The sequence below is a fragment of the Streptomyces sp. NPDC025638 genome (genome assembly GCF_055558775.1).
This window is the reverse complement of record NZ_JBVHLX010000019.1, coordinates 58,241-84,023: the sequence shown is the minus strand read 5'-3', so window position 1 is coordinate 84,023 and position 25,783 is coordinate 58,241. Positions and strand designations below refer to the sequence as shown.

The window sequence follows — 25,783 nt, the reverse complement described above, 5'->3', positions numbered from 1 at the left end:
CAGACAGTGCCGCGGCGCCACCACGGCAAGCGGCTGACGGTGCGGCTGCCCCACCGCAGCAGGCGGTTGACTGCAGGCGATGCGATCGCGCCACGGCAACGGCCGGCGGCCGGAGGCGGCAGCACATGCACCGCGCTACGGCGACAGACAGCGAGGCAGACAGTGCCGCGGCGCCACCACGGCAAGCGGCTGACGGTGCGGCTGCCCCACCGCAGCAGGCGGTTGACTGCAGGCGATGCGATCGCGCCACGCCGACGAGCAACGGCCGGAGGCGGTGGAGCGCGCACCGCGCTACGGCGACAGACAGCGAGGCAGACAGTGCCGCGGCGCCACCACGGCAAGCGGCTGACGGAGGGCAATGCCGCCGCGCCGCGGCGGCAGGCGGTGGCGGCGGGCGGTGGATTGCAGGCGGTGCGGCTGTGCCATCGCGGCAGGCGGTGACGGCCGACGGTGGACTCCAACCGATGCGGACAGGCACCGGTGGCGGACAGCGAAGGCAAGCGGTGGGCTGCAGACGATGGAGCTGCGCCACCCCGGCAAGCTGCGAGCCGTAGTCGGCGCGATCAGGCCGCCGCTGTGAGCGGCGGACGGCAGGTGGGGTGATCGTGCCGCGGCGGCAGGCAGTGACGGCTGACGGCTGACGGCGGGCTCCAACCGGTGCGGGCACGCACCGGCGGCAGCGGCAGGCGGCAGGCGGCAGCAAGCGGGCGCCGGCGCTACCACGTCGCCGCCGAAGCGGCGGACGGCAGCCGGTGGTGCCGTGGCCGACCTCGCCGTAGGCGATCCGCCCCGCGTCCTCCTAACTGCAGCCGCACCCCGCCAGTGCCGTGGCCGTTCTGTCCAGTGCTGCCTGGGCGTCCAGGGGACTCGTCGTGTTCGTGGCCAGGAAGGCGAACGCCAGGAGGCGGCCGTCCTGGTCGACCACCGTGCCTGCCAGGGTGTTGACGCCGGTCAGGGTGCCCGTCTTGGCTCGGACGACGCCCGCCGCGCCGTCCGTGTAGCGGGCGCTGAGGGTGCCGGTGAAGCCCGCCACCGGGAGGCCCGTGAGGACCGGGCGGAGGTCGGGGTGGGCCGGTGAGCCCGCCTGGACGAGGAGGGCCGTCAGCAGGTCCGCCGTCAGTCTGTCGTTGCGGTTCAGGCCGCTCCCGTCGTGGAACGAGGCGCCGGACATGGGCAGCCCCAGCTTGTTCAGCCGGGAGGCGATCGCGGCCGCCCCGCCCTCGAAGCTCGCCCGTTTTCCGCTCGCGAGGGCCGTCTGGCGGGCCAGGGCCTCGGCGATGTCGTTGTCGCTGTTGGTCAGCATGCGTTCGACCAGGGCGGAGAGCGGGGGTGAGGAGACGGTGGCGAGGGTGGTGGAGCGCCCGGTGGCCTTGGAGGGGCCCGGTGCCGTCGTCCGGAGGCCGGCGTCCTTGAGGAAGCCGGCGAACTTGCGGGCCGCGTCCGCCGCCGGGTCGGCGACCCGGGTCGCCGGGCCACTGGCCGAGTCGTCGGTGCGGCCCTCGTCGGCCATCAGGGCGCTGACGGGAGCGAGGTTGTCGTTGACGCCGATGGGGTGGATCGAGGGGCCCGTGTAGAGGGTGGTGTCGTAGGAGAGGGTGATCTTCCGGACCCCGCGCTTCTTCAGAGCGGCAGCGGTGTCGACGGCCAGCGTGCGCAGGCTCGCCCAGCCGTCCGCCTTCTCGTGCGCGGTGAGCGTCGGGTCGCCGCCGCCGACCAGGACGAGCTCCTTGGTGTCCGGCTCCAGGGCGGCGCGGGTGGTGAGGCGATGGTCGGCGCCCAGCGCGGAGAGGGCGGCGACGGCCGTGGCGATCTTCGTGGTGGAGGCGGGGGTGAGGGCCGTGTCGGCGCCGGAGCCGTACAGCCGCTTTCCGCCGGCCACGTCGACCACCGCCGCGGTGTGGGCGCTGCCGAGCTCCGGGACGTCCAGAAGCGGCGCCAGGACGTCCGCGAGGGGCTTTCCGGACGCCGGGGCCTTCTTGGTGTTCACGGTGCCCGTGGCGCCGCCCAGGCCGGTCAGGACGGATGCGGCACTGGGGGCGGGCCGGGGTGCGGCGGCCGTCGTATCGGAGTTACGACCGTGATCTGTGCCACCTGCCCGCTCCTGGGCGGCCGCCCGCTCCCGCTCGGCCGTACGCTGACCATTGGCGTCCCAGGGGCCGGCGGTGGTCACGACGCCGGCGGCCAGTGCCAGCCCGGCGGTGGCGGCGCCCGCGGTGTACTGCCAGGTCTTGAGGGTCCGCGGACGCACAGGCCGGACGAGCGCCGCGAGGCGTGGTCCCATGGCCCGGGTGCCCCGCGCGACCCGTGCCAGACGCGGTCGTACGGCACCCGCGATCCGCACCACATGCGGTCTCGCGGCGCGCCAAGGCCTCAGTTCTGGCACAAGGACCAGCCCCTTTCGCGATCACACACCTGCGTGAGGGACACTTAACCACCAGAACTATGTGCTGATCATGGAGGAGCCACCGGTGGAGTTCGACGTCACGATCGAGATCCCGAAGGGTTCGCGGAACAAGTACGAGGTGGACCACGAGACCGGTCGGATCCGCCTGGACCGTCGCCTCTTCACCTCGACCGCCTACCCGACCGACTACGGCTTCGTCGAGAACACCCTCGGCGAGGACGGCGACCCGCTGGACGCGCTGGTCATCCTGGACGAGCCGACCTTCCCCGGGTGCCTGATCAAGTGCCGCGCGATCGGCATGTTCCGTATGACGGACGAGGCGGGCGGCGACGACAAGCTGCTGTGCGTTCCGGCCACCGACCCGCGTGTCGAGCACCTGCGCGACATCCACCACGTGTCGGAGTTCGACCGTCTGGAGATCCAGCACTTCTTCGAGGTCTACAAGGACCTGGAGCCCGGCAAGTCGGTCGAGGGCGCCAACTGGGTGGGCCGCACGGACGCCGAGACGGAGATCGAGCGGTCGTACAAGCGCTTCGAGGAGCAGGGCGGTCACTGAGACCCCGCTCCTGTGAACGGGCCGCACGCGCACGCGTGCGGCCCGTCGGCATCTCTGTGCGCATACTGAGCCTGTCGGAGTGTCGTACAGGGAGTGCTCTTCAGTGACGGACGCGGAGGACCGCAAGCCGCAGTCGGACGAGGCGAGGAGTGCGTACGACCCCGAGATCACGTCCGAGTTCGCCGTTCCGGAGGGGCTGGAGGTCCCCAAGGCCGCCGGTGAGTCCGAGACGACCTCGGAGTTCGTCCTGCCCGAGGGCCTGGATGCCCCGCAGCCGCCGGGCGCCGAGCCGGAGGGCTCGGCGTTCAGCCCGCCGAGCACCTACGACGCCCGGCAGGCCCCGGCCGTCTTCACCCCGGCGACGGGCATACCCGCCGTCAGCCTGACCAAGGACGCGCCCTGGCAGGACCGGATGCGCACGATGCTGCGCATGCCGGTGGCGGAGCGCCCGGCGCCGGAGCCGGTGCAGAAGGCGGAGGAGGGCGCTCCGGCCGTCCCGCGCGTGCTCGACCTGACCCTGCGCATCGGCGAGCTGCTGCTGGCGGGCGGCGAGAACGCCGAGGACGTGGAGGCGGCGATGTTCGCCGTCTGCCGGGCGTACGCGCTGGACCGCTGCGAGCCGACCGTCACCTTCACGCTGCTGTCGATCTCGTATCAACCGTCCCTGGTGGACGACCCGGTGACGGCGTCCCGGACGGTGCGCCGCCGGGGCACCGACTACACGCGGCTGGCGGCCGTCTTCCGGCTCGTGGACGACCTCACCGACCCGGAGACCCATGTCTCCCTCGAAGAGGCCTACCGGCGGCTCGCCGAGATCCGCCGCAACCGCCACCCGTACCCCGGCTGGGCGCTGACCGTGGCGAGCGGGCTGCTGGCCGGTGCGGCCTCGGTGCTGGTCGGCGGTGACCTGATCGTGTTCGTCGCGGCCATGCTGGGCGCGATGCTCGGCGACCGGCTGGCGTGGCTGTGCGCGGGGCGCGGGCTGCCGGAGTTCTACCAGTTCACGGTGGCCGCGATGCCGCCCGCGATGATCGGTGTCGCCTTCGCGCTGGCCCACGTCGATGTCAAGGCGTCCGCAGTCATCACCGGTGGACTGTTCGCGCTGCTGCCCGGGCGGGCGCTGGTGGCGGGCGTGCAGGACGGTCTGACCGGCTTCTACATCACCGCGGCGGCCCGGCTGCTGGAGGTCATGTACTTCTTCGTCGGCATCGTCATCGGGGTGCTGGTCATCCTGTACTTCGGCGTGAAGGTGGGCGGCACGCTCAACCCGGACGCGGCGCTGAACATCGCCGAGCGGCCGCTGCTGCAGATCGCCGCGTCCATGCTGCTGTCGCTGACCTTCGCGGTGCTGCTCCAGCAGGAACGGTCCACCGTGCTGCCGGTGACCCTCAACGGGGGCGTCGCCTGGTCGGTGTACGGCGCGATGCACTACGCCGGCGGTATCTCGCCGGTGGCCTCCACGGCCGTGGCCGCGGGCCTGGTCGGCCTGTTCGGGCAACTGCTGTCGAGGTACCGGTTCGCGTCCGCGCTGCCGTACACGACCGCGGCGATCGGGCCGTTGCTGCCGGGTTCGGCGACCTACTTCGGGCTGCTGTCGATGGCGCAGAACGAGGTCGACAAGGGTCTTGTGTCGCTGGCCAAGGCCGCGTCACTGGCCATGGCCATCGCCATCGGGGTGAACCTGGGGGCGGAGATCTCGCGGCTGTTCCTGCGGGTCGGCTCCGCCGGGAAGCGCCGGGCCGCCAAGCGGACCAGGGGTTTCTGAGCCGGGCGCCTGCCGGCGCCGCTCACTGGGCGCTGTGGTTGCCCTGCCCCTGGTTGTAGTCGTACGGGTACTGCTGCTGGTCGTAGTACTGGTTGTCGTAGCCCTGGTACTGCCGGCCGTACTCCTGATTGCCGTAGCCCTGGTCGCTGTAGGCCTGGTCGCCATAGGCCTGGTTCCCGTAGGCCTGATTGCCATAGCCCTGGTTGCCGTAAGCCTGATTCCCGTAGGCCTGGTTCGAGCCGTACGGCTGCTGCTGCGACTGCGACTGGGGCTGCTGCGGCTGCGCCTGCGCCTGCTCGTACGTCGGCTCGACGCGGCGCAGCCGGGTCGTGGCGTCGTCCATGACCGGGGCCCGATGCTGCTGCTGGAGGGGCTGCTGTCCGGCCGGGGCCTCGGCGGGCGGGTTCTTCCGGTTCTTGGAGCGGGCCCGCAGGAACTCGATGGCGATCGGGACCACCGAGATCAGGACGATCAGGATGAGGATCGCTTCGATGTTCTTGTTGACGAAGTCGATGTTGCCGAGCCACGAGCCGAGCAGGGTGACGCCCGCACCCCACAGGACGCCACCGATCACGTTGAAGACCAGGAACGAGCGGTACTTCATGCCGCTGACGCCCGCGATGATCGGCGTGAACGTCCGCACGATGGGCACGAAGCGGGCCAGGACCAGGGACTTCGGGCCGTACTTCTCGAAGAACTCGTGCGCCTTGGTGACGTTCTCCTGCTTGAAGAGACGGGAGTCCGGACGGTTGAAGAGCGACGGGCCGACCTTCTTGCCGAACATGTAGCCCGCCTGGTCGCCGAGGATCGCGGCGACGCAGATGAGGGCGATCGCGGCCCACAGCGGGAAGTCCAGCTGGTGGGAGGTGATCAGCAGACCGCAGGTGAACAGCAGCGAGTCACCCGGCAGGAAGAACCCGATGAGCAGGCCCGACTCGGCGAACACGATGAGCAGCAGGCCCCAGATGCTGTACGTGTCGAGCAGGTAGTTGGGGTCCAGCCAGCTCGGGCCGAGGGCGAGAGTCGTCACGGTTCCGGGCTCCTGAGGGTGAAGGCGGTACGGCGTCGTGCCGCCGTACAAAGCTATCAACGCAATGTGTCCGCCCCAGGTTCCACCGGTGTCTCCGGGATGCACTGTGCGGGCGCAGGCACAAAGCTGTGAGCCATGGGAATCGACGAATACGGCGGCGGCCAGGGGCCCCAGCCCGATGTGCTGGTGGTGACCACCAACGACGTGCCCGGTCACCGGGTGCAGGACGTCATCGGCGAGGTCTTCGGGCTGACCGTGCGGTCCCGGCACCTCGGCAGCCAGATCGGCGCGGGCCTGAAGTCGATGATCGGCGGTGAGCTGAAGGGGCTGACGAAGACCCTGGTGCAGACCCGCAACCAGGCCATGGAGCGGCTGGTGGAGCAGGCACGCGCGCGTGGCGCCAACGCGGTGCTGGCGTTCCGATTCGACGTGACCGACGCGGCCGACGTGGGCACGGAGGTGTGCGCCTACGGGACCGCGGTGGTCCTGGCCCGGGAGTAGGCCACCCGGGCCAGGGGGCAGGGGGCAGGGTCACGCTGTGTGCCGCGCCGCGTTCGCCGTGATCGCCTCCTTGAGGTGTTCGGCGAGGCCCGGCCGCATGGAGTCGTAGTACGCCTTGAAGCGCTCGTCGGACACGTACATCCCGCCGAGGGACTGGTGGAGCTCGTACGAGCACTCGTAGAACCACCGGCAGATGTGCCGGCGGTGTTCCTCGGCCATGTCCATGGCGGCCTCGCCGGTCGGCGGCTCGCCTGCGGCCATCAGGGCGTCGTAGCGTTCGCCCCAGGAGGCCACCTCGGCCTGCATGCGCTTCCAGTCGTCCTTGGTGTAGCGGGCGGCGCGGCGCTGTGACTCGGCGTACTCCGCGGTGCCACCCCAGCGCTGTTCCGCCTCCTCGGCGTACTGCTCGGGATCCTTGTCGCCGAAGACCTCGAACTTCTCCTCGGGCGTGAGGTTGATGCCCATCTTGCGTGCCTCCATGGCGTGCTCCACGGCCGCGGCCATCTTCTGCAGCTTCTCGATCCGGGCGGTCAGCAGTTCGTGCTGGCGGCGCAGGTGCGCGCGCGGGTCCGCGTCGGGGTCGTCGAGCAGGACCGCGACCTCGTCGAGCGGGAAGCCGAGCTCCCGGTAGAACAGGATCTGCTGCAGCCGGTCGAGGTCGGCGTCGCTGTAGCGCCGGTGGCCCGCGTGGCTGCGCTCGCTCGGGGCGAGCAGGCCGATCTCGTCGTAGTGGTGCAGGGCGCGCACCGTGACCCCGGCGAATCCGGCGACCTGTCCCACGGAGTAGCTCACATCCGCTCCTTCTCTCGGTACGCGCTCCACGATGGGCCCTCACGTGACGTGAGGTGCAAGCCCGTTGCACGGGCGTGCCCCGGCTGCACCCCTCCGGGTGTTACGCCCGTTTCGTCCGCTTATGGTGACCCCGTGGCCCAGGACTCCGCGCAACAGGCGCCCAGCACCGTCCCCTCGACGCCCGCGCGCGCCCTGCTGCCGTTGATCCTGCCCGCTCTCGCCGTGGGCGTGATCTCCAGCCTGCTCTACGTCGGGGTGAGCGTGGCGGCCGAGAAGCTCCAGGGCGTGCTGTGGCAGAACCTGCCCCGTGCCCTGGGGATCGGCGGCTACTCCACGCTGTGGATCTTCGTCATGCTCACCGCGACCGGGATCGCGGTCGGGCTGGTGGTGTGGAAGGTGCCCGGGCATGCGGGACCCGACCCGGCCACCGTGGGGCTGAACGCGCCCACGCTGCCGCTCTACGTGCTGCCGGGCCTGCTGGTGGCGGCCGCCCTGATGCTCGCGGGCGGCCCGAGCCTCGGCCCGGAGAACCCGATCATCGCGGTGAACGTGGGCCTCGCGGTGTGGCTGGGCCACCGGTTCCTCCCCGGGCTGCCGGGCGGGCTGTGGGGGGCGCTGGCGGAGGCGGCGACGATCGGCGCGCTGTTCGGCACGCCGGTGGCGGCGGCCCTGGTCATCTCGGAGGCGCTGGCCGGACAGCAGACCAGGGGGCTGTTGTGGGACAACCTCTTCGCTCCCCTGGCCGCCGGCGCGGCCGGTTCCATCACGACCGACCTGCTCCACCACGCTTCCTTCGACCTCCATCTGCCCCCGATCGACCGGCCGGACGCGGTCGACGTGCTGTCGGCGATCGTCGTCGCGTCGGTCGGGGCGCTGCTCGGCCTGTGTGCCGTCCACGCCTTCCCGTACCTCCACGCGGCCTTCCAGCGGCTGCGGCACCCGATGCTGATGCTTCCGGTGGGCGGGCTCGTGCTGGGGGCCCTGGGGGCCCTGGGCGGCCCCCTGACGCTCTTCAAGGGCCTGGACCAGCTGTCGGAGCTGGCGCACGACCCCGAGGGCTGGTCGGCCGGGCAGTTCGCCACGATGACGGTGGTGAAGCTGGCCGCCCTGACGGTCGCCGCGACCTGTGGCTTCCGCGGCGGCCGGATCTTCCCCTCCGTGTTCGTGGGCACCGCCCTGGGGCTCTGCGCCCACGCCCTGGTGCCCGCGGTCTCGCCCGCCGTGGGCGTGGCGGCGGGTGTGCTGGGCATGCTCCTGGCCATCACCCGGCAGGGCTGGGTGAGCCTGTTCACCGCCGCGGTTCTGGTCGCCTCGCCGACGATCACCGCGCTGCTGTGCGTCGCCTCGCTGCCGGCCTGGCTGCTGGTGACGGGGCGGCCGCAGATGCAACTGCGGCCGGACGGGAAGCCGGTGCGGTGACCGGCCGGACGCTCCACCCGCCTTCTCTCCTCACTTCCCCTCCTGTCACTCCCCCTCCTAGGAGACACGACCATGGCACTGCACAAGGGTCCGGAGAAGCACGAACAGCGGACCGTGTCCATCAACCCGTTCTTCGGCGAGGCCAATCCGGTCGTCGGCATGACCGAGGCCCCACCGACGCACCGGCTCCCGGACAACCCCCTGGCGCCGAACACGGCGTATCAGCTGGTGCACGACGAGCTGATGCTGGACGGCAACTCCCGGCTCAACCTGGCCACGTTCGTCACCACCTGGATGGAGCCGCAGGCCGGGGTCCTGATGGCGGAGTGCCGGGACAAGAACATGATCGACAAGGACGAGTACCCGCGCACGGCCGAACTGGAGCGGCGCTGTGTGGCGATGCTCGCCGACCTGTGGAACGCGCCCGATCCGGCGGCCGCGGTGGGCTGTTCGACGACCGGCTCCAGCGAGGCGTGCATGCTCGCCGGGATGGCGCTCAAGCGGCGCTGGGCGCAGCGCAACGCCGACCGCTATCCGGCGCGCGACGTGCGGCCGAACCTCGTCATGGGGGTCAACGTCCAGGTCTGCTGGGACAAGTTCTGCAACTTCTGGGAGGTGGAGGCCCGCCTGGTCCCCATGGAGGGCGACCGCTACCACCTCGACCCGCAGGCCGCGGCCGAGCTGTGCGACGAGAACACCATCGGGGTCGTCGGCATCCTCGGCTCGACGTTCGACGGGTCGTACGAGCCGATCGCGGACCTGTGCTCCGCCCTGGACGCCCTCCAGGAGCGCACCGGCCTCGACGTCCCGGTGCATGTGGACGGGGCGTCCGGCGGCATGATCGCGCCCTTCCTCGACGAGGACCTGGTGTGGGACTTCCGCCTCCCGCGCGTGGCCTCGATCAACACCTCGGGGCACAAGTACGGGCTGGTATACCCGGGCGTCGGCTGGGCGCTGTGGCGGGATCAGACGGCGCTGCCCGAAGAGCTCGTCTTCCGGGTCAACTACCTGGGCGGCGACATGCCGACCTTCGCGCTGAACTTCTCGCGTCCCGGCGCCCAGGTGGTCGCGCAGTACTACACGTTCCTGCGGCTGGGCCGGGACGGCTACCGGGCCGTGCAGCAGACCACCCGGGACGTGGCGGGCGGGCTCGCCGAGCGGATCGAGGCGCTCGGCGACTTCCGGCTGCTGACCCGGGGCGACCAGCTGCCGGTGTTCGCCTTCACCACCGCCCCCGACGTGACGTCGTACGACGTCTTCGACGTCTCCCGGCGGCTGCGCGAGAGCGGCTGGCTGGTGCCTGCGTACACCTTCCCGCCCAACCGGGAGGACCTGTCCGTCCTGCGGGTGGTGTGCCGCAACGGCTTCTCCCTCGACCTGGCCGACATGTTCCTGGACGACCTGGACCGACTCCTGCCGGAACTGCGCCGCCAGCCGCATCCCCAGACCCGGGACAAGGCGGCAGCCACCGGCTTCCACCACTGAGTCCGGCCGGCGACTCAGTGGTGGACGCTGACGCCGGCTAGTGGCTCAGGCGCGCGAACCGGCGTACCGCCAGCGGGAAGAACACCGTGAGCAGTGCCAGTGGCCAGGCGACCGCCGCCCAGGTGTGCCCCGGTTCCGCGCCGGGGCTGCCGAGCAGGTGTCGTACCGCCGTGGCCGTCTGGGACAGCGGGTTCCACTGGACGGCCGTGCCCAGCCAGTCGGGCATGGAGTCGGGGGTGGCGAAGGCGTTGGAGAGGAAGCCGACCGGCCAGACCAGGATCTGCACGGCCTGGACCAGTTCCGGCTTCCCGGCGATCAGGGCCAGGTGGATGCCGATCCACAGCATCGCGAAGCGGAACAGGAGGAGCAGGCCGAAGGCGCCGAGGAAGGCCCCCGCACCGCCGTGCGCGCGCCAGCCCAGCGCGTACGCCGTGCCGGTCATCAGCGCGAGCGCGAGCGCCGACTGGAGCATGTCGGCGGCCGAACGGCCCACCAGCACCGCCCCGTTGGCCATGGGCATGGAGCGGAAGCGGTCGATGACGCCCTTGTCCAGGTCCCGGGTGACCGCGAGCATCGTGCCCTCCAGGCCGAAGGCCATGGTGAGCGCGAGCATGCCGGGGACCAGGTAGTCGACGTAGTGACCCGGCACGCCCCGGCCGCCGCCGATCAGATAGCCGAACATCAGCAGCAGCATCACCGGGAAGGCCACGGCGACGAGCACCTGCCCCGGCTGCCGTGCCCAGTGGGCGAGTTCACGGCGGGTCATGGTCCAGGAGTCGGTCACGGCGTGGGCGTAGCCGCTCATACGGCCTCCTTCGTACGGTCCGTACGGTCGTCGCGTCCGGTGAGGTGCAGGAACACCTCGTCCAGGGTCGGGCGACGCAGGGCGACGTCCGCCGCCTCGATACCGGACGCCTCCAGAGCCCGTACGACCCCGGAGAGCGCCGCCATGCGGTCGGTGACCGGGGCACTGAGCAGACGGCGGTCGGGGTCGACGGAGACGTCCGCGGCGGGCAGCGGCAACAGCGCGACGGCGGCGCCCAGTTGGCCCGCGTCGCGCAGGACGACGTCGATCCGGTCGCCGCCGGTGAGCGCCTTCAGTTCGTCCGGTGTGCCGTCGGCGACGACCCGGCCGCGGTCGACGACCGAGATGCGGTCGGCGAGTTGGTCGGCCTCTTCCAGGTACTGCGTGGTGAGCAGGACCGTCGTACCGTCGCCGACCAGCGAGCGGACCGACGCCCACACCTCGGCGCGGCCGCGCGGGTCGAGGCCGGTGGTCGGCTCGTCCAGGAAGAGCACCTCCGGGTCGGTGATCAGGGAGGCGGCGAGGTCGAGCCGACGGCGCATGCCGCCGCTGTAGGCGCGGACCGGTTTGCGGCCTGCGTCCGCGAGGTCGAAGCGCTCCAGGAGTTCGTCGGCGCGCACGCGCGCGTGGCGGGCGCCGAGGTGGTGGAGGCGGGCGAACATCTCCAGGTTCTGGCGGCCGCCCAGCTCCTCGTCGAGGGCCGCGTGCTGACCGAGCAGGCCGATGCGCCGGCGGACCGCGCGGGCCTCGGTCACCACGTCGTGTCCGGCCACCTCGATCCGGCCGCCGTCCGGCCGCAGCAGGGTGGACAGGATCCGGACCAGGGTCGTCTTGCCCGCCCCGTTGGGCCCGAGCACCCCGTGCACCATGCCCCGGGCGACCTGGAGGTCAAGTTCGTCCAGCGCCTGTTTTCCGCCATGTCCGCGATATGTCTTGCGTGCTCCTACGACGGTGATCGCCGTGTCGGCCACTGACCACTCCTCTATTAGTCAAACTTGACTACCCACCCGAAGGTAACGCGGCCACCCCGATTGGTCAAACTTGATTAGCGATGGTCCCCGGGATGCCGCTCCCCCGTCGCGTACGGGTTCTCCTGCCCCTCGGCGAGGACGCCCACGAACGGCTCGCCCTCGCCGGCGAAGGTGTAGGCGCCGCGCTCAAGGCGTGCGATCAGCCCATGGGTCCACGCGGCGTCGGAGTCGGCCGTGTGGACCCACAGGTTCATGATCTCGCCGATGTGGCCCAGCTGTTCGGGGCCGTCCTCGGGGATGTAGTGCTCGGTGACGGCGGACCGCCACTGCTCGATCCGCCGGATCCGCTCCTTCAGCAGGGCCACCGCCTCGTCCCGCGGCAGCTCGACGAGGAAGCCGATGGCCGCCGACTGGATGTCCATCTTCTGGTCGTAGGCGACCAGGGACTCCCGCAGCAGCCGGAAGAACTCCTCGCTCCCCCGGTCCGTGATCTCGTACTCGGTGCGCGGCGGGCCACCGGCCGTGGACGGCGCGATCTCGTGCGCGTGCAGCAGTCCCTGCTTGGCCATCTGCTTCAGGGCGTGGTAGATCGAGCCGGGCTTGGCGTTGGACCACTCGTGCGCGCCCCAGTACTCCAGGTCGTTGCGCACCTGGTAGCCATGGGCCCGCCCGTGCTGGCGCACCGCGCCCAGCACGAGGAGACGGATCGCTGACATGCGGTCCAGCGTATGACCCGCGGGGTCAGCCCCAGGACGTGCCCTGCTCCTGGGCCACCAGCTCGAACGCCGTCTTCCCGTCCAGCGACTCGCGGATGATGTCGGCGTGGCCGGCGTGCCGTGCCGTCTCGCGGATCAGATGGAGCACCAGCCAGCGCATGGAGACGGCCTCGTCCGGCGGGAACCAGGGGTCGTTCGGCAGCGGGAAGGTGTCGTCCAGGCTGGGGAGCGAGCGGACGAACCGCTCCGTCTCCGCGGCGACCTCCTCCCAGTACGCCAACTGCTGGGCCGTCGTCTCGCCCTCGGCGAGCGCGAAGCACTCGTGCCAGTTCGACTCGTCCCGCTTGACCGCCGGCGGCTCGCCCTTGGCGCGGGCGATCCAGCCCTGCTCGACCTCGGCAACATGCTTGACCAGCCCGGCCAGGGACAGCTCACTGGCGCTGGGCCTGCTGGTGGCCTGCTCGTCCGTCAGCCCCAGCACCGCGCGCCGGATGCCCCCGCGCTGCTCCGCGAGGAAGGCGAGCAGCGCCCCCCGCTCGTCGCCCTGCGCCTCGGCTCGCACATGAGTGACCATGACCGGCCCCTTTCATCGGGTCCAACGGCTTTCCCTTGCCTGACACCGATGACGTTACGGACCCTTGCGGTCAGCTTCTGTCCTCAAGGGCGGGGCCGGGTCGGACGGAATGCTCGACGTACTCGAACACGACCCCGCCCGGGTGGCGCACCGTGGCATTGCGGCCGGTGGGGACCTCGTTCGGGCCGGAGACGAGTTCCCCGCCGTGCCGGTCGAGGAGCTCGTGGAGACCGTCCAGGCCGTCGACGAGCAGGGTGCTCTGGACCTCCCGGAACGGGGCGAGCTGCGCCGCGCTCCCCGCGACGACCAGGAAGCCGCCGATGCTCACGACCTCCACCCCGCCATAGGGGAACCGCGACCGGACGTCCTCGCCGGTCAGCTCACGCAGAGCGGGCAGGGCCCGGTCGATGTCGTCCACATACACGCGCGCCAGCGTCGCCAGCACCTTCATCTCCGTACTCCCATGTCCGTACTCCCACGGCCGGGGTCAGAACGGGAACTCGCTGCGCCCGTGCTGGACCGAGATCCACTTCAGGGTGGTGAAGGCGTCCAGGGTCGTCTCGCCGTTGAGCCGGCCGATGCCGGAGTGCTTCTCGCCGCCGAAGGGGACCAGCGGCTCGTCGTGGATGGTGCCGTCGTTCACATGGAACATGCCGGTGTCGACCCGCTTCGCGAACGCCACGCCCCGCTCGATGTCGGCGGTGTGGACGGCGCCGCCCAGGCCGTACGGGGTGTCGTTGACGATGCGGACCGCCTCCTCCTCACCGTCGAACGGGACCAGCAGGGCGACGGGGCCGAAAATCTCCTTGTGCAGCAGGGAGGAGTCGGTCGGCACGTCCGTCAGGACGGAGGGCTCCACCAGGTTGTCCGTCGTCGTGCCGCGGACCAGGACCGTGGCACCCTCGGCGACGGCCTGCTCGATCGTGGCCGAGATGGCGTTCGCCTGGAGGGAGTTGATGACCGGTCCGATGACGGTCTGCGGATCGCTCGGATCGCCCGTCTTCAGCGTCTTGACCTTGGCGACGAACTTCTCGGTGAACTCGTCCGCGACCGAGCGGTCCACCAGGACGCGGTTCGCCGCCATACAGACCTGGCCCTGGTCGACGTACCGGCTGAAGACGGCCGCGTCGACCGCGTAGTCGATGTCCGCGTCGTCGAGGACCACCAGCGCGCTGTTGCCGCCCAGTTCCAGGACCGAGCGCTTGAGCTGCGAGGCGCAGACGGTGGCGATGTGCCGGCCGACCTTGTCGGAGCCGGTGAAGGAGATCAGCTTGGGGACCGGGTGCTCTATGAAGGCGTCGCCTATCTCCGCTATGTCGGTGAGCACCACGTTCAGCAGGCCCGGCGGCAGCCCCGCGTCCTCGAAGAGCTTGGCGATCAGCGTGCCGCCGCAGATCGGGGTGTCCTGGTGGGGCTTGAGGACGACGGCGTTGCCGAGCGCGAGGGCCGAGGCGACGGGCTTGATCGACAGCAGAAAGGAGAAGTTGAAGGGGCTGATGACGCCCACCACGCCGACCGGGACGCGGTAGAGGCGGTTCTCCTTGCCGTCGATCGGCGAGGGCAGGAATCTCCCCTCGCAGCGCAGCGCCAGCTGGGCCGCCTCACGCAGGAACTCCTTTGCGAGGTGCAGCTCGAACCCGGCCTTCATATGGGTGCCGCCGAGCTCGGCGATGATCATCTCGGTGATCTCGCGCTCCCGCTCCTCGACGAGGCGCAGGACCTTCTCGAAGAAGACACGGCGGCGGTAGGGATTGGTCTCGGCCCATTCCCGCTGGGCACGCGCGGCCGCCCGGTAGGCCTCGTCGACCTCGTCGATGGTGGCTATCGTGATCGAGGCCAGCTTCTCGCCGTCGTACGGGTTGAAGTCGATGATGTCCCAGGAACCGGTGCCCGGACGCCACTCACCGTCGATGTACTGCACGGCCAGGTCGGTGAAGCAGGACGACATGTGATCCCTCGATCCCCTTACTGCCGAAGCAGTCGAGACGGACACCCGATCGACTTCACGATCCGATCGGTCTGATGAGACTGATCACATGTCATCGTACTTGTGTTTGCCGTGAGTTGAGATGACACCTGAGCAAACGAACGCGTGAAGTCAAGAGGGCGTGAATCAGGACAACTGAAGAAGCCCGCGCAACAGGTCCCGGCTCTCGTCCGGCCCCGGGCTGTCCTGCTGAAGCTCCTTGAGCGCCTGCTCGTACTGGGTCACGTCCTCGCGTTTGTCCAGATACAGCGCACTGGTGAGCTGCTCCAGATACACGACATCGGACAGATCGGACTCCGGGAAACTGAGGATGGTGAACGCCCCGCTCTCACCGGAGTGCCCGCCGAAGCTGAACGGCATGATCTGAAGCCGTACGTTGGGCCGTTCGGAGAACTCGATCAGATGCTGGAGCTGGCCGCGCATCACCTCGCGGTCGCCGTACGGCCGGCGCAGGGCCGCCTCGTCGAGGACGATGTGGAAGTCCGGGGCGTTCTCGGAGACGAGGTACTTCTGCCGCTCCAGGCGCAGCGCCACGCGCCGCTCGACGTCGGCGACGCTCGCGCCCTTCATGCCGCGCCGGACGACCGCGCGCGCGTAGTCCTCGGTCTGCAGCAGGCCGTGCACGAACTGCACCTCGTACGCCCGGATCAAGGAGGCGGCGCCCTCCAGGCCCACATAGGTGGGGAACCAGCTCGGCAGTACGTCGGAATAACTGTGCCACCAGCCCGCGACGTTGGCCTCCCGGGCGAGGGACAGCAGCGACTCGCGCTCCGCCTCGTCGGAGATGCCGTACAGCGTCAGCAGGTCTTCGACGTCCCGTGTTTTGAAGCTCACCCGGCCCAACTCCATCCGGCTGATCTTCGATTCGGAGGCACGGATCGAGTAACCCGCCGCCTCGCGCGTGATCCCCCGCGCCTCACGCAGTCGCCTGAGTTGTGATCCGAGCAGCATGCGCCGCACCACCGATCCCGGCTCTCCCGCGCTCACGTTCGCCAGCCTCCCCAACGTCTTCAGGGGCCGAAGTCTGCCACTAAAACACTTCGAGCAGTACTCGTCCGGTTACGGAAACGGAAAGAGGCCAAAGTTTCCGCACAGGATGAAGCAAGCAACAGGTGAGCCAAGTGCATGAGGTTGGCGGAAAAAATGGCCAACAAGCGGTACGGGACTGCTCAATTCGGTCTCGTGCACGTGCATCTGCCCTTGCATCTGCTGTGCGCATCCGAAACCATGGTCCCGCGCCACCGCTGCATCGCAACGACCGCGAATTCCCGGGAGTGCCTCGCATGGGGACGAATGGATCGACCATGCTCGAGCCGTTACGGCAGGGCCTTCCGCCGCTGGATCCCGCGGCCGTGTCCAACGCTGCCTCCTGTGCCCTTCCCGCCCGCTACGAAGCGGTGCGCGAAGCCCGGCTGTTCACGCGCAGAACCCTCGACCAATGGGACGTGGGCGACCGCTTCGACGACATATGCCTGGTCGTCTCGGAGCTGGTCACCAACGCCCTGCGGCATGCGCTGCCGGGCGACGCCACGTGTTGCGCCGAGCAAACCCCGGCCGTGCGGCTGCACCTGATGCGCTGGACCGACCGGCTGGTGTGCGCGGTGCGCGACCCCAGCCACGACACCCCGGTGGCCCGCCCCTCGGACGACTTCTCGGCCGAGTCGGGCCGCGGGCTGTTCCTGGTCGACTCCTTCAGCGACAGCTGGGGCTGGCACCCGCTCGCCGGCACGCTCAACGGCAAGGTCGTCTGGGCGCTGTTCCGGCTCCAGTCGGCCGAATGACGAAGCGCGGCGTCACCTGACGTCGCGCTTCTACGCGCGTTACTGGGCGTGATGCCGCGATTACCCCGACACGTCCCTGTAGTGAACGGCCGGCGTCAGCTCGCTATCAGATGGTCGAACTCACCGTCCTTGACGCCGAGGAGCATCGCCTCGATCTCCGCGCGCGTATAGACAAGGGCGGGGCCGTCCGGAAATCGCGAATTGCGCACGGCCACGTCCCCGCCCGGCAGGCGGGCGAACTCCACGCAGGAACCCTGCGAGTTGCTGTGCCTGCTCTTCTGCCAGGCCACTCCGTCCAGCTGCGCGGCAGCCATGCCGTTGTACACGTCGTACCCCCCGTACACGCTGTCAACGTCGCGGTCCACAGGTCGCTCCCCGGTGGTGCACTGGCTGATGTGGCCATGGATGCTGTAGTCAACTGACCCGGATCATAACCCCCTTCACGTGCAGATGCGTGGGCAGATGCACGTGCACGGGGGGTGCTCCTACGGTTACAGCTTTGACGTCCGCTTTACCGAAGCTCTTCCAGCGTCTGCCCCAGAGCCCGCAGGACATGCGAACGCCAGCCCCCGTCCATGATCTTCCGCGCCATCAACTGTGCCGGGTCGTCCGGATCGAATCCCTCATGTACTAGGAAGAGACGCGTACCACGCCCTTCGTGTTCCAGCGTCCACGTGATGGTCCAGTCCGCGGGATTGGCCGGATCGGCATCGGCCCACCGGACGGACAGCATCCGCTCGCTGTCGTAGGCGAGAACCTGCACGTCGACGACGCCGGAGAAGCGGGTGTTGGGACGCGGGACCGAGGTGAGCCGGTATCGGTGTCCGACCTCGAGGCGGAAATTCTCCGACCCGGGCATCTGCCACTGAACAAGCAGTTCCGGCTCCGTCAGGGCGCGCCAGACCTTCGCCGGCGGGTGCGGGAGGTACTGGTCGACGCGAATCGTGGTGAGGTCGTCCGCGGGCGGGGTGTCGGTCATGACCGGTCATCGTCGGGCATACGGTCGAGCAGTTCGCCGAGCCCCTTCAGTTGCCCGCGCCAGAACCGCTCGTACGGGTGGAGCCAGTCCTGCAGGTCGGCGAGCGGGGCGGCCTCCAGACGGTAGATGCGCTGCCGGCCGGAACGCTGCTCGGAGACGAGGCCGGCCTCTCGGAGCACCTTGAGGTGTTCCGAGAGGCTGGGGCGACGCATGTCGAAGTGGTCGGCCAGGGCCTGGACGGGCTGGGGCCCCCGCTCGCGCAGCAGTCGCAGCACCTCGCGGCGCGTGGCGTTGGCCAGCGCCGCGAAGATCCGGTCCTCGACGGCCCCAGTCGTCGTCATGCCCCGTCCTTTCCTAGCGCCGAGCCTCCGTGAGCAGCATCAGACCGTTGCCGTCCGGGTCCCGGAAGGAGGCCATACGGCCCCAGGGGAACTCGTCCGGCCCCTGCACGTCGACGTCCGCTGCGGCGAGCCGGGCGCAGTCGGCGTCCACGTCGGTCGTCACCAACATGATCCCCCGGCCGGAACCCGGCTCGAAATCCCCCATCCCCGGCCCCGAGAGCGTGAACACGGTCTGCGCCCCGCGCGGGGCGACCTGAAGCCACCGGCCCTGCGGCATGTCCAGGTCAGCGGTGACCTCAAACCCGAGGACGTCCCGGTAGAAGCACAGGGCACGGTCCTGATCGGTGACGGGGAGGGTGACGAAGGAGGCATGAGTGATGTTCATGGGGAGGACGATAGGTAGGAGATTCCCTACGAGTCAAGCGTAGGGAATCTCCTACCTATCCGAGGGGTGCTCAGCGAATACCCACCCGGCGCCCGGAAACCCTCTTGGCAAGTCCTGGTAGCTTGCTGCGGGCGTTCCGGCCAACCGGGCGGCCGACCGGCTACAGCTTGGGAGCTTCCAGTGACTTCGGCTACTACGAAGGTGCGGATCGCGGCCACGGCCGCGGGTATGGCGGGTGCGCTCGCGCTGACCGCGTGCAGCGGTGGCGGCGGCTCCGACGACAGTCCCTCCCCCACCCCGAGCGCGACCGCGTCCACGGCGGACACCGGCGGCACGGGCGGCAAGACCTCCTCGTCCGGCAAGCTGCAGGGCAGCTGGCTCGCCACGACCGACGGCAAGGCCGTGGCCCTGGTCGTCACCGACAAGCAGGCCGGGCTCTTCGCGACCGGCGGGACCGTGTGCACCGGCACCGCGGGCGCGGAGGCGGGCATGCAGATGATCCACCTGACCTGCACCGACGGCAGCAAGGACCGCGGCACCGGGATGGTCGACTCGGTGTCGAAGAACTCCATGCAGGTGACCTGGTCGGGCAAGGTCGGCAAGGAGACCTACACCAAGGCCGAGGGCGGAAAGCTGCCGTCCGGGCTGCCGACCGGCAACCTCGGCTCTTGACCGACGGCACCGTCACGACCTCGACAGGGACCCCCTCATGCGCGCCATTCCGCTCACCGTCACCGCCCTCACCGCCGCTCTCCTCCTGACCGCCTGCGACGACGGCACAAGCGGCGGCAAGGGCAAGAGCGGCTCGGCCTGCGAGCTCGGCAAGGTCTCGGTGCAGATCGGCACGGCGAGCGTGGCCCCGGCGGCCGGTGACACGGGCGAGGTGCCCGTCAGCATCACCAACCAGAGCGCCCCGTGCACCCTGGACGGCTTCGCCGGCGTGGAGCTGAAAGCGGGCGGCACCTCGGTCAAGGTCCCCGCGCTCCAGGGCGCGAAGGCGCAGAAGCTGAAGCTCGCCAAGGGCGACTTCGCCTCCTTCACGATCAGCTATGTGCGCGGCAAGGCGGGTGACGCGACGAGCCTGGAGGCCAAGAACGTGAAGATCACCCTGCCCGGCTCCGGCACCGCCATGAGCTTCCCCTGGTCGTACGGCCCCGTCGCCGAAAAGGGCGGCGCGGGCACCCCGAACGCCTCGGTGAGTGCCTTCCAGCAGGCCGGCGACTGAAGTACCGAAGTACGGCCGAGCGGCGGACGGACCAGGGTCAGTCCAGCCGCGGACGAGCCCTGACCTGGGCCCGGTCCGCCGCCTGCGCCCCTTCCGTCCAGCCTGCCTCGTCGCTCACCCCGCGCAGCCGGGTGGTGGTGGTCTGCGGGAACATGCGCTCCATGCGGTCGGTGACGGCTGTCTCCCGGGTGGCCAGGACCGGAAGGAGGTCCTCGGTGACCTGGGTGTCGGCGGCGGTCGCGAGGCGGTCGCCGACGCGATGGGCGTAGGCCGCGAGGAAGGACTGTCTGAAGGCCTTGGTCCGCTTGCGCCCGCCCGCTCTCTGGGCCGCCTCCGCCTTCGTCATCGCGTGCGTGGCCTGCACGAGGAGCGAGGTGTAGAGGAGTTCGACCGCCTCCAGATCGGGTTCGAAACCGACGACCGTGGAGAAGCCGAGCGGCTCGTTCCACACGGCACGGCAGTGGTTGGCGTCGGCGACTGCGTGCAGCAGCACGGCCTTGGCCTGCTCGTACGGCGGCTCGACAGCGATCCGGCAGGCGCCGGGCGCATCCTTCGCGGGGGCGTCCGCCGCCAGCAGCGCCTCGTCGATGCTGTGCCGGGCCATCAGCTCCTGCGCCTTGGCGCTCAGCGCCTCCGCCTCCTCCGGGAAGCCGGTCGCCTCGGCCTTGGCGAGCAGCGCACGGATGCGGGTGAGCATGCGGGAGGCCGGCCGGTGCTCACGGCGCGGCTCCTCCAGGGGTTCCAGGGCGGGCAGGCGCAGCAGCAGGCGGTACAGCTCCAGGACGGTGGTCGCGTGCGAGAAGCGGTCGGCCCCGCGCGCCGGGGCGTCCGGCAGGGCGTCGAGCTGGGCGGTCCAGCGGGGGCCGCGCGGTCGGTCGTGCGGCATCTGCGCTCTGATCAGCGCCGCCGCCAGGTGTAGGTGCTCGTCGTCCAGCTCGCGCCGTACGAGCCGTACGACGTCGGCGGGCTGCCAGCCGCGCCGCCACGCGGTCGCCACGAACTCCTCGCCCCGCCGCGCGAGTTCGCCGTCCGCGGCGGGGTCGGCGGCGAGAAGGGACGCACCGGTGTCGAGGCCTGAGTCGTTGTCGTCGTAGAGGGCGGCCCGGAAGGCCCGCTCGACGGTGCTGGTCGTGCTACTGCTCACCCGTCGATCGTGCCATGCGCCACGGGCAGCACGCCCGGGCCGTCCACAGCCTGTGGACAACGACCTTGGAGTGTCAGGCGCGCGCCGACTCCCGCAGGGCCAGTTCGAGGGCGCCCGCGGCCGCGCACGGGATGTCCGGGCGGACACCCGTACCCTCCCAGTTGGTGCCGGACACCGGGTTGATCGACCGGCCGACCGGGACGGTGGCCTCCAGGTGCGGGTGGACCGTCCAGCCCTCGCGCGGGTGCGCCCCGCCCCCGGTCGTCTCCCCGACGATCACCGCGCGGCCCAACTGCTGCAGGTTGTAGGCCAGTTCCTCGGCACCGGAGAAGGTGTGACCGCTGGTGAGCACATACACCGGCTTGGTCCCACCCAACCGGGCGCCCGGGACGTACGGCAGGCTCCAGGACTGGTCGTAGCGCTCCCCCACGCGCGCGTACTGGGTGTTCAGATGTGTGCGCTCGTCGAGCAGATAGCTGCACACGAAGGCCACCGTCTCCGGGTCGCCGCCGCGGTTCCCCCTGAGGTCGAGGATCAGCGCGTCGGCGCGCGCGACCAGGGTGAGCGCGGCCGACAGCGGTTCGGCGGACCAGGCGAGCGGGAAGAGCGCGGGGGCCAGTTCGAGGAGCGCGGTCCCGCCGGTCAGCAGTTCCACGCGCGGGACGCCGCCCAGCGAGGTGTCGAACTGGCGGCGCATCGCGGCCAGCGTGGCCTCGCCCTGGCCCTGCGGGACCCGCTCGGGGTGGTACTTGAGGCGTAGGTGCAGATCGCCGTTGTCGGACTGGAGGTCCGCGGTGACCCGGGCGCCGAGTTCCTCGGCACGGTCGACGTCGTACGCCCCCTCCCCCAGCCGGCGCCGCAGCAGCGCGGCCAGCCGGGCGGCGACCTCCGGGAAGACGTAGTGCTCGGTGACGAGCCGGGCGGTCTCCTCGACGACGGCGGCGACGTCGGCCACGGGGGCGGGGCCGGTGGTGTCGGGCGTGCTGGGCGTGCTGGAGGCGCTGGGGGTCAGGGTGGTCATGGCCGGGAGTACAGCACCGGGCTTGCAAAAGCGTCAAGAGAATTGGACGCTTGACGTATGACCGAGCACGAGCCGGAGAACGGCGCCGGTGTCGAGGACGTACTGGAGATCTCCGCACCTGACCAGTTCGCCGCACTCGCCCACCCCCTGCGGCAGCGGCTGCTCTTCGCACTGACCCACCGGTCCGCCACGATCAGCCAGTTGGCGGTGCGGCTGGGAGTGGCCAAGGGCAGCGTCGGGCACCACCTCAAGGTGCTGCGCGAGGCAGGGCTCGTACGGATCGTGGAGACGCAGCGGGTGCGGGGCGGGACCGAGCACTACTACCGGCGGGTCGGCCGGCGTCTGCGGGTCGCCGAGCCGCAGGCGGCGGGCACGGCGGCGCTGCTCGGCGCGGTCGCCCAGGAACTGGACCGCGCCCCCGGGGACCCGCTGCTCTCGCTCCGGCATCTGCGCCTCACCCCCGAGCGGGCGCAGCGGTTGCGGGACACCTTGGCCGAACTGGTCGACACGGCCGAGGAGGACGGGGACGAGGAGACGGTGCACTCGGTGCTGGTGGTGATGTACGAGCACACGAAGTCGCCGTAGCCCCGGGCCGGGACGGAGCGCGTCCCGCTCCCCGAAATTCGGTCGCCCCTCCGGGGGGTGACGCCGAGCATGGCCGCCATGGTGGACACATCTCTCTACGCGGCCTTCCTGATCGCCGCCTTCGCGCTCTGCATCACGCCCGGCCCCGACATGATGTTCATCGTGGCGATGGGCGGCCGGGGCGGACCCCTGACCGGGGTGACCGCCGCCTTCGGGGTGGCCTGCGCGATGTTCGTGCACTCGGTCGCCGCGGCCCTCGGGCTGTCGGCCCTGTTCCTGACCCTGCCGGCGCTCTATCACGTGCTGCGCTGGGCGGGCGCCGCCTATCTGCTGTACCTCGCGGTCAAGGCGTTCCGCAGCGGCGCGGCACCCGTCGCGGCGGACGGGGCGGCGGACACGGGGCGGCGCCGGGCCTTCTGGCGGGGCGCCGTCACCAATCTGCTCAACCCCAAGGTGATCCTCTTCAACGTCTCCTTCCTGCCGCAGTTCGTGAACCCTGAACTCGGGCACGTGCGCGAGCAGTTCCTCGTCCTCGGCGTCACGATCACGCTCATGGGCCTCCTGGTGGACGGCTCGGTCGGACTGCTCTCCGGGAAGCTCTCCGCGCTGCTGCGGCGCAGCCGGCGAGTGGCCCGGGGGCTCGACATCTTCAGCGGGACGGTGTTCGCGGGGCTGGCGGTCCGGCTGGCGGCGACCCCGAAGTAGAGCGACCCACCAAGTGTCAACTTCGGGTTGACGGCCTCAGGGTGTCAACCTATGGTTGACACATGACGACGAACTCTCCCGGAACGGCATCCGTACGGCTCGACGACCTCATCGAGGCCATCAAGAAGGTCCACGCCGAACCGCTCGACCAGCTCCAGGACGCGGTGATCGCCGCCGACCACCTGGCCGACGTGGCCGACCACCTGATCGGTCACTTCGTCGACCAGGCACGGCGCTCGGGCGCGTCCTGGACGGACATCGGCAAGAGCATGGGCGTCACCCGGCAGGCGGCGCAGAAGCGCTTCGTGCCCAAGGAGTCGGCCGACCTCGACCCGAGCCAGGGCTTCAGCCGCTACACCCCGCGCGCGCAGAACGTGGTCATGGCCGCCCACAACGAGGCCAAGGCCGCGCGGAACGCCGAGGTCCTGCCCGAGCATCTCGTCCTGGGCCTGCTCGCCGAGCCCGAGGGTCTGGCCGGCAAGGCACTCGTCGAGCAGGGCGTCTCTGCCGACGCGATCCGCGAGGCGGCGTCCGCCGCTCTGCCGCCGGCGGCCGAGGAGGTGCCCGAGCTGGTCCCCTACAGCGCCGCGGCCAAGAAGCCGCTGGAGCTCACCTTCCGCGAGGCGCTGCGCCTCGGCCACAACTACATCGGCACCGAACACCTCCTGCTGGCGCTGCTGGAGTACGAGAACGGCGAAGGCATCCTCAGCGGCCTCGGCGTCAGCAAGCAGAAGACCGAGCAGTACGTCGCCAAGGTGCTCTCGCAGCTGGTGCAGACGCGGACGGCGGACCAGTCGGAGGACTGAAGCGGAACGCGGACCACTCGGAGGACTGAAACCGCAGGTCACGACGGATTGTCAGTGCCGCCTGCCACACTCGCGACCATGACCGACCGCTGGGCGCTCGCTCCGGCCGAGGACGGTGGCGTGGAGCTCGCCCCCCTCGGTCCGGACGGGCTGCCCGTCGGTCCGGTGCGGCGGGAGGACGATCTCGCCGAGGCGGTGCGGGGCCGACCGGAGGTGACGCGCTGGGTGTGGCGGTCGACCCCCGAGGTCTATCCGCGTCTGCTCGCCACGGGGGTGCGAGTGGAGCGGTGCTACGACATCGAGGACGCCGAGACACTCCTGCTGGGCCACGAGGGGCGGTCCGGCGAGCCGCGCTCGGCCGCCGCCGCCCTGGCCCGGCTGCGCGGCGGCCCCGTACCGCCCGATCCACCGCTGCGCGCCGCCGAACCGGGCGCGCAGTCCCCGCTGTTCGAGCCACAGGGCGCCCGCCTGCCGCTCGATAGCCTCCTCACGGTCTACGCCGACCAGCAGCGGCGGCACGACCGGGCCGAGCACCCCGACCGGATGCGGCTGCTGACGGCCGCCGAGTCGGCGGGCATGCTGGTGGCCGCCGAGATGAACCGCGCGGGCCTGCCCTGGAGCGCGGACGTCCACCGCGAGCTGCTGCGCGAACTGCTCGGCGAGCGGTATGCGGGCGGCGGTGAGCCCCGTCGGCTGGCCGAGCTCGCGGAGGAGGTGTCGGCCGCGTTCGGCCGCCGGGTGCGGCCCGATCTGCCCGTCGATGTGATCAAGGCCTTCGCGCAGGCCGGGATCAAGGTGAAGTCCACCCGCCGCTGGGAGATCGAGTCCATCGACCACCCGGCCGTGAAGCCGCTGCTGGAGTACAAGAAGCTGTACCGCATCTGGGTGGCCCACGGCTGGTCCTGGCTGCAGGACTGGGTGCGGGACGGGCGGTTCAGGCCGGAGTTCCTCGCGGGCGGTACGGTCACCGGGCGCTGGGTGACCAACGGCGGGGGCGCGCTGCAGATCCCCAAGGTGATCCGGCGGGCCGTGGTCGCCGACCCGGGCTGGCGGCTGGTCGTGGCGGACGCCGACCAGATGGAGCCGCGCGTGCTGGCGGCGATCTCCCGCGACCCCGGTCTGATGGAGGTGGCGGGGCGGGAGACCGACCTGTACCAGGCCGTCTCCGACCGGGCCTTCTCCGGCGACCGTGCCCAGGCCAAGCTCGCCGTGCTCGGCGCGGTCTACGGCCAGACCTCCGGCGACGGCCTGAAGAACCTCGCCGCGCTCAGACGCCGCTTCCCCAAGGCGGTGGCCTACGTCGACGAGGCGGCGCGGGCCGGCGAGGAGGGGCGGCTGGTGCGCACCTGGCTGGGCCGGACCTGCCCACCCGCGGCGGGAGCGGACGAGGACGCGGCGGCGGAGGAGGCGGGCATCCCGGCCGGGGAGGCCGAGCCCGACGGGCGGCAGTGGGTGCCCGGCTATGCCTCCACCAATGCCCGTGCCCGCGGTCGCTTCGCCCGCAACTTCGTCGTCCAGGGCAGTGCCGCCGACTGGGCCCTGCTGCTGCTCGCCGCGCTGCGCCGGACCTGCGCCGGCCTGGCGGCCGAGCTGGTCTTCTTCCAGCACGACGAGGTCATCGTGCACTGCCCGAAGGAAGAGGCGGACACGGTGGTGACGGCGATCCGCGAGGCGGCCGACCTTGCGGGCCGGCTGACCTTCGGGGAGACGCCGGTGCGCTTTCCGTTCACCACGGCGGTGGTGGAGTGCTATGCGGACGCCAAGTGAATCCGCGGCCGCCGCAAGCAAATCGGCGGCCGACGGGAG

28 protein-coding genes are annotated in these 25,783 nt (G+C 70.7%); 12 read left to right on the top strand and 16 right to left on the bottom strand.

Translation table 11 applies throughout. The annotated features are described in order from the left end of the window. Nucleotides 1–799: 799 nt before the first annotated feature. Nucleotides 800–2,281 carry a D-alanyl-D-alanine carboxypeptidase/D-alanyl-D-alanine endopeptidase gene (dacB, locus tag ACZ4EG_RS37780; protein WP_467793835.1) on the bottom strand — a complete coding sequence of 494 codons (1,482 nt, stop codon included), beginning with the start codon at nucleotides 2,279–2,281 and terminating at the stop codon, nucleotides 800–802. Nucleotides 2,282–2,468: 187 nt separating this feature from the next. Here dacB and ACZ4EG_RS37775 point away from each other — a divergent pair, with 187 nt between their 5' ends. Both ACZ4EG_RS37775 and ACZ4EG_RS37770 read left to right on the top strand, forming a co-directional pair. Continuing rightward, nucleotides 2,469–2,960, top strand: coding sequence for an inorganic diphosphatase (locus tag ACZ4EG_RS37775; protein WP_363296450.1), 492 nt, complete (start codon nucleotides 2,469–2,471; stop codon nucleotides 2,958–2,960). Between the two features lie 103 nt (nucleotides 2,961–3,063). Continuing rightward, nucleotides 3,064–4,725, top strand: coding sequence for a threonine/serine exporter family protein (locus ACZ4EG_RS37770; protein WP_467793834.1), 1,662 nt, complete (start codon nucleotides 3,064–3,066; stop codon nucleotides 4,723–4,725). 22 nt (nucleotides 4,726–4,747) lie between these two features. Here the strand turns inward: ACZ4EG_RS37770 and ACZ4EG_RS37765 are convergent, their stop codons facing one another. Further along, nucleotides 4,748–5,755: a DedA family protein gene (locus ACZ4EG_RS37765; protein ID WP_467793833.1), complete on the bottom strand. Its 1,008-nt coding sequence runs from the start codon at nucleotides 5,753–5,755 to the stop codon at nucleotides 4,748–4,750. Nucleotides 5,756–5,890: 135 nt separating this feature from the next. On the opposite strand from ACZ4EG_RS37765, the gene ACZ4EG_RS37760 reads away from it, so the two are divergent. Beyond that, entirely contained in the window at nucleotides 5,891–6,256 is a 366-nt protein-coding gene (locus ACZ4EG_RS37760) for a YbjQ family protein (RefSeq protein ID WP_453547619.1), read from the top strand. Between the two features lie 30 nt (nucleotides 6,257–6,286). On the opposite strand, the gene ACZ4EG_RS37755 is transcribed toward ACZ4EG_RS37760, so the two are convergent. Continuing rightward, nucleotides 6,287–7,048 (bottom strand): MerR family transcriptional regulator, encoded by a 762-nt coding sequence (locus tag ACZ4EG_RS37755; protein WP_453547616.1) that lies wholly within the window; start codon nucleotides 7,046–7,048, stop codon nucleotides 6,287–6,289. A gap of 132 nt (nucleotides 7,049–7,180) precedes the next feature. Between ACZ4EG_RS37755 and ACZ4EG_RS37750 the strand changes: the two genes are divergently transcribed. Both ACZ4EG_RS37750 and ACZ4EG_RS37745 read left to right on the top strand, forming a co-directional pair. Beyond that, nucleotides 7,181–8,467, top strand: a complete 1,287-nt coding sequence (locus tag ACZ4EG_RS37750) for an ion channel protein (protein WP_467793832.1) — start codon at nucleotides 7,181–7,183, stop codon at nucleotides 8,465–8,467. A gap of 72 nt (nucleotides 8,468–8,539) precedes the next feature. Then, complete coding sequence (locus ACZ4EG_RS37745; protein WP_453547611.1) at nucleotides 8,540–9,952, top strand: glutamate decarboxylase; 1,413 nt, start codon at nucleotides 8,540–8,542, stop codon at nucleotides 9,950–9,952. A 37-nt stretch (nucleotides 9,953–9,989) separates the two neighbouring features. On the opposite strand, the gene ACZ4EG_RS37740 is transcribed toward ACZ4EG_RS37745, so the two are convergent. The 7 genes from ACZ4EG_RS37740 to ACZ4EG_RS37710 all read right to left on the bottom strand — a co-directional run bounded on the left by ACZ4EG_RS37740 (nucleotide 9,990) and on the right by ACZ4EG_RS37710 (nucleotide 15,956). Beyond that, nucleotides 9,990–10,757, bottom strand: coding sequence for an ABC transporter permease (locus ACZ4EG_RS37740; RefSeq protein ID WP_467793831.1), 768 nt, complete (start codon nucleotides 10,755–10,757; stop codon nucleotides 9,990–9,992). After that, a complete protein-coding gene (locus ACZ4EG_RS37735; protein ID WP_467793830.1) occupies nucleotides 10,754–11,728 on the bottom strand; it encodes an ATP-binding cassette domain-containing protein in 975 nt (324 codons plus the stop codon). Before ACZ4EG_RS37735 ends, ACZ4EG_RS37740 begins: the two co-directional genes overlap by 4 nt. 74 nt (nucleotides 11,729–11,802) lie before the next feature. Continuing rightward, a complete protein-coding gene (locus ACZ4EG_RS37730) occupies nucleotides 11,803–12,444 on the bottom strand; it encodes a PadR family transcriptional regulator (RefSeq protein ID WP_390711669.1) in 642 nt (213 codons plus the stop codon). A 25-nt stretch (nucleotides 12,445–12,469) separates the two neighbouring features. Next, a complete protein-coding gene (locus tag ACZ4EG_RS37725) occupies nucleotides 12,470–13,018 on the bottom strand; it encodes a DinB family protein (protein WP_453547602.1) in 549 nt (182 codons plus the stop codon). Between the two features lie 70 nt (nucleotides 13,019–13,088). After that, a complete protein-coding gene (locus tag ACZ4EG_RS37720; RefSeq protein ID WP_467793829.1) occupies nucleotides 13,089–13,469 on the bottom strand; it encodes a VOC family protein in 381 nt (126 codons plus the stop codon). Nucleotides 13,470–13,505: 36 nt separating this feature from the next. Further along, nucleotides 13,506–14,966: an aldehyde dehydrogenase family protein gene (locus tag ACZ4EG_RS37715; protein ID WP_467793828.1), complete on the bottom strand. Its 1,461-nt coding sequence runs from the start codon at nucleotides 14,964–14,966 to the stop codon at nucleotides 13,506–13,508. Between the two features lie 165 nt (nucleotides 14,967–15,131). Next, nucleotides 15,132–15,956: a helix-turn-helix domain-containing protein gene (locus tag ACZ4EG_RS37710; RefSeq protein WP_390711757.1), complete on the bottom strand. Its 825-nt coding sequence runs from the start codon at nucleotides 15,954–15,956 to the stop codon at nucleotides 15,132–15,134. A 332-nt stretch (nucleotides 15,957–16,288) separates the two neighbouring features. Between ACZ4EG_RS37710 and ACZ4EG_RS37705 the strand changes: the two genes are divergently transcribed. Then, nucleotides 16,289–16,786 carry an ATP-binding protein gene (locus ACZ4EG_RS37705; RefSeq protein WP_467793827.1) on the top strand — a complete coding sequence of 166 codons (498 nt, stop codon included), beginning with the start codon at nucleotides 16,289–16,291 and terminating at the stop codon, nucleotides 16,784–16,786. 95 nt (nucleotides 16,787–16,881) lie between these two features. Here ACZ4EG_RS37705 and ACZ4EG_RS37700 read toward each other — a convergent pair whose 3' ends face one another. The 4 genes from ACZ4EG_RS37700 to ACZ4EG_RS37685 all read right to left on the bottom strand — a co-directional run bounded on the left by ACZ4EG_RS37700 (nucleotide 16,882) and on the right by ACZ4EG_RS37685 (nucleotide 18,491). Continuing rightward, on the bottom strand, nucleotides 16,882–17,151 hold the full coding sequence (locus tag ACZ4EG_RS37700; protein ID WP_390711673.1) for a DUF397 domain-containing protein: 270 nt from the start codon (nucleotides 17,149–17,151) through the stop codon (nucleotides 16,882–16,884). Nucleotides 17,152–17,297: 146 nt separating this feature from the next. Further along, nucleotides 17,298–17,765 (bottom strand): SRPBCC family protein, encoded by a 468-nt coding sequence (locus ACZ4EG_RS37695; protein ID WP_453547593.1) that lies wholly within the window; start codon nucleotides 17,763–17,765, stop codon nucleotides 17,298–17,300. Next, nucleotides 17,762–18,106: an ArsR/SmtB family transcription factor gene (locus ACZ4EG_RS37690; RefSeq protein WP_453547591.1), complete on the bottom strand. Its 345-nt coding sequence runs from the start codon at nucleotides 18,104–18,106 to the stop codon at nucleotides 17,762–17,764. Before ACZ4EG_RS37690 ends, ACZ4EG_RS37695 begins: the two co-directional genes overlap by 4 nt. A gap of 13 nt (nucleotides 18,107–18,119) precedes the next feature. Beyond that, on the bottom strand, nucleotides 18,120–18,491 hold the full coding sequence (locus ACZ4EG_RS37685; RefSeq protein ID WP_467793826.1) for a VOC family protein: 372 nt from the start codon (nucleotides 18,489–18,491) through the stop codon (nucleotides 18,120–18,122). A gap of 228 nt (nucleotides 18,492–18,719) precedes the next feature. Between ACZ4EG_RS37685 and ACZ4EG_RS37680 the strand changes: the two genes are divergently transcribed. Next, nucleotides 18,720–19,163: a hypothetical protein gene (locus ACZ4EG_RS37680; RefSeq protein ID WP_453547793.1), complete on the top strand. Its 444-nt coding sequence runs from the start codon at nucleotides 18,720–18,722 to the stop codon at nucleotides 19,161–19,163. Nucleotides 19,164–19,200: 37 nt separating this feature from the next. Next, nucleotides 19,201–19,716, top strand: coding sequence for a DUF4232 domain-containing protein (locus ACZ4EG_RS37675; RefSeq protein WP_467793825.1), 516 nt, complete (start codon nucleotides 19,201–19,203; stop codon nucleotides 19,714–19,716). Between the two features lie 37 nt (nucleotides 19,717–19,753). On the opposite strand, the gene ACZ4EG_RS37670 is transcribed toward ACZ4EG_RS37675, so the two are convergent. After that, nucleotides 19,754–20,860, bottom strand: coding sequence for a DUF2786 domain-containing protein (locus tag ACZ4EG_RS37670; protein WP_467793824.1), 1,107 nt, complete (start codon nucleotides 20,858–20,860; stop codon nucleotides 19,754–19,756). A gap of 73 nt (nucleotides 20,861–20,933) precedes the next feature. After that, nucleotides 20,934–21,881: a S41 family peptidase gene (locus ACZ4EG_RS37665; RefSeq protein ID WP_467793823.1), complete on the bottom strand. Its 948-nt coding sequence runs from the start codon at nucleotides 21,879–21,881 to the stop codon at nucleotides 20,934–20,936. 57 nt (nucleotides 21,882–21,938) lie between these two features. Here ACZ4EG_RS37665 and ACZ4EG_RS37660 point away from each other — a divergent pair, with 57 nt between their 5' ends. The 4 genes from ACZ4EG_RS37660 (at nucleotide 21,939) to ACZ4EG_RS37645 (ending at nucleotide 25,744) form a co-directional block, all read left to right on the top strand. Continuing rightward, nucleotides 21,939–22,466, top strand: a complete 528-nt coding sequence (locus ACZ4EG_RS37660) for an ArsR/SmtB family transcription factor (protein ID WP_467793822.1) — start codon at nucleotides 21,939–21,941, stop codon at nucleotides 22,464–22,466. A gap of 78 nt (nucleotides 22,467–22,544) precedes the next feature. Continuing rightward, entirely contained in the window at nucleotides 22,545–23,171 is a 627-nt protein-coding gene (locus ACZ4EG_RS37655) for a LysE family translocator (protein ID WP_453547577.1), read from the top strand. Between the two features lie 62 nt (nucleotides 23,172–23,233). Next, on the top strand, nucleotides 23,234–23,977 hold the full coding sequence (locus tag ACZ4EG_RS37650) for a Clp protease N-terminal domain-containing protein (protein ID WP_467793821.1): 744 nt from the start codon (nucleotides 23,234–23,236) through the stop codon (nucleotides 23,975–23,977). Between the two features lie 78 nt (nucleotides 23,978–24,055). Further along, complete coding sequence (locus tag ACZ4EG_RS37645) at nucleotides 24,056–25,744, top strand: bifunctional 3'-5' exonuclease/DNA polymerase (RefSeq protein ID WP_467793820.1); 1,689 nt, start codon at nucleotides 24,056–24,058, stop codon at nucleotides 25,742–25,744. The last annotated feature ends 39 nt before the right edge of the window (nucleotides 25,745–25,783 follow it).

What these genes read in the sequence shown, in the direction of transcription:
- dacB (WP_467793835.1), bottom strand. Translation starts at nt 2,281, where the DNA reads ATGGGACCACGCCTCGCGGCGCTCGTCCGGCCTGTGCGTCCGCGGACC.
- ACZ4EG_RS37760 (WP_453547619.1), top strand. Translation starts at nt 5,891, where the DNA reads ATGGGAATCGACGAATACGGCGGCGGCCAGGGGCCCCAGCCCGATGTG.
- ACZ4EG_RS37745 (WP_453547611.1), top strand. Translation starts at nt 8,540, where the DNA reads ATGGCACTGCACAAGGGTCCGGAGAAGCACGAACAGCGGACCGTGTCC.
- ACZ4EG_RS37740 (WP_467793831.1), bottom strand. Translation starts at nt 10,757, where the DNA reads ATGAGCGGCTACGCCCACGCCGTGACCGACTCCTGGACCATGACCCGC.
- ACZ4EG_RS37730 (WP_390711669.1), bottom strand. Translation starts at nt 12,444, where the DNA reads ATGTCAGCGATCCGTCTCCTCGTGCTGGGCGCGGTGCGCCAGCACGGG.
- ACZ4EG_RS37725 (WP_453547602.1), bottom strand. Translation starts at nt 13,018, where the DNA reads ATGGTCACTCATGTGCGAGCCGAGGCGCAGGGCGACGAGCGGGGGGCG.
- ACZ4EG_RS37720 (WP_467793829.1), bottom strand. Translation starts at nt 13,469, where the DNA reads ATGAAGGTGCTGGCGACGCTGGCGCGCGTGTATGTGGACGACATCGAC.
- ACZ4EG_RS37715 (WP_467793828.1), bottom strand. Translation starts at nt 14,966, where the DNA reads ATGTCGTCCTGCTTCACCGACCTGGCCGTGCAGTACATCGACGGTGAG.
- ACZ4EG_RS37710 (WP_390711757.1), bottom strand. Translation starts at nt 15,956, where the DNA reads ATGCTGCTCGGATCACAACTCAGGCGACTGCGTGAGGCGCGGGGGATC.
- ACZ4EG_RS37705 (WP_467793827.1), top strand. Translation starts at nt 16,289, where the DNA reads ATGGGGACGAATGGATCGACCATGCTCGAGCCGTTACGGCAGGGCCTT.
- ACZ4EG_RS37695 (WP_453547593.1), bottom strand. Translation starts at nt 17,765, where the DNA reads ATGACCGACACCCCGCCCGCGGACGACCTCACCACGATTCGCGTCGAC.
- ACZ4EG_RS37690 (WP_453547591.1), bottom strand. Translation starts at nt 18,106, where the DNA reads ATGACGACGACTGGGGCCGTCGAGGACCGGATCTTCGCGGCGCTGGCC.
- ACZ4EG_RS37685 (WP_467793826.1), bottom strand. Translation starts at nt 18,491, where the DNA reads ATGAACATCACTCATGCCTCCTTCGTCACCCTCCCCGTCACCGATCAG.
- ACZ4EG_RS37680 (WP_453547793.1), top strand. Translation starts at nt 18,720, where the DNA reads ATGGCGGGTGCGCTCGCGCTGACCGCGTGCAGCGGTGGCGGCGGCTCC.
- ACZ4EG_RS37675 (WP_467793825.1), top strand. Translation starts at nt 19,201, where the DNA reads ATGCGCGCCATTCCGCTCACCGTCACCGCCCTCACCGCCGCTCTCCTC.
- ACZ4EG_RS37665 (WP_467793823.1), bottom strand. Translation starts at nt 21,881, where the DNA reads ATGACCACCCTGACCCCCAGCGCCTCCAGCACGCCCAGCACGCCCGAC.
- ACZ4EG_RS37660 (WP_467793822.1), top strand. Translation starts at nt 21,939, where the DNA reads ATGACCGAGCACGAGCCGGAGAACGGCGCCGGTGTCGAGGACGTACTG.
- ACZ4EG_RS37655 (WP_453547577.1), top strand. Translation starts at nt 22,545, where the DNA reads ATGGTGGACACATCTCTCTACGCGGCCTTCCTGATCGCCGCCTTCGCG.
- ACZ4EG_RS37650 (WP_467793821.1), top strand. Translation starts at nt 23,234, where the DNA reads ATGACGACGAACTCTCCCGGAACGGCATCCGTACGGCTCGACGACCTC.
- ACZ4EG_RS37645 (WP_467793820.1), top strand. Translation starts at nt 24,056, where the DNA reads ATGACCGACCGCTGGGCGCTCGCTCCGGCCGAGGACGGTGGCGTGGAG.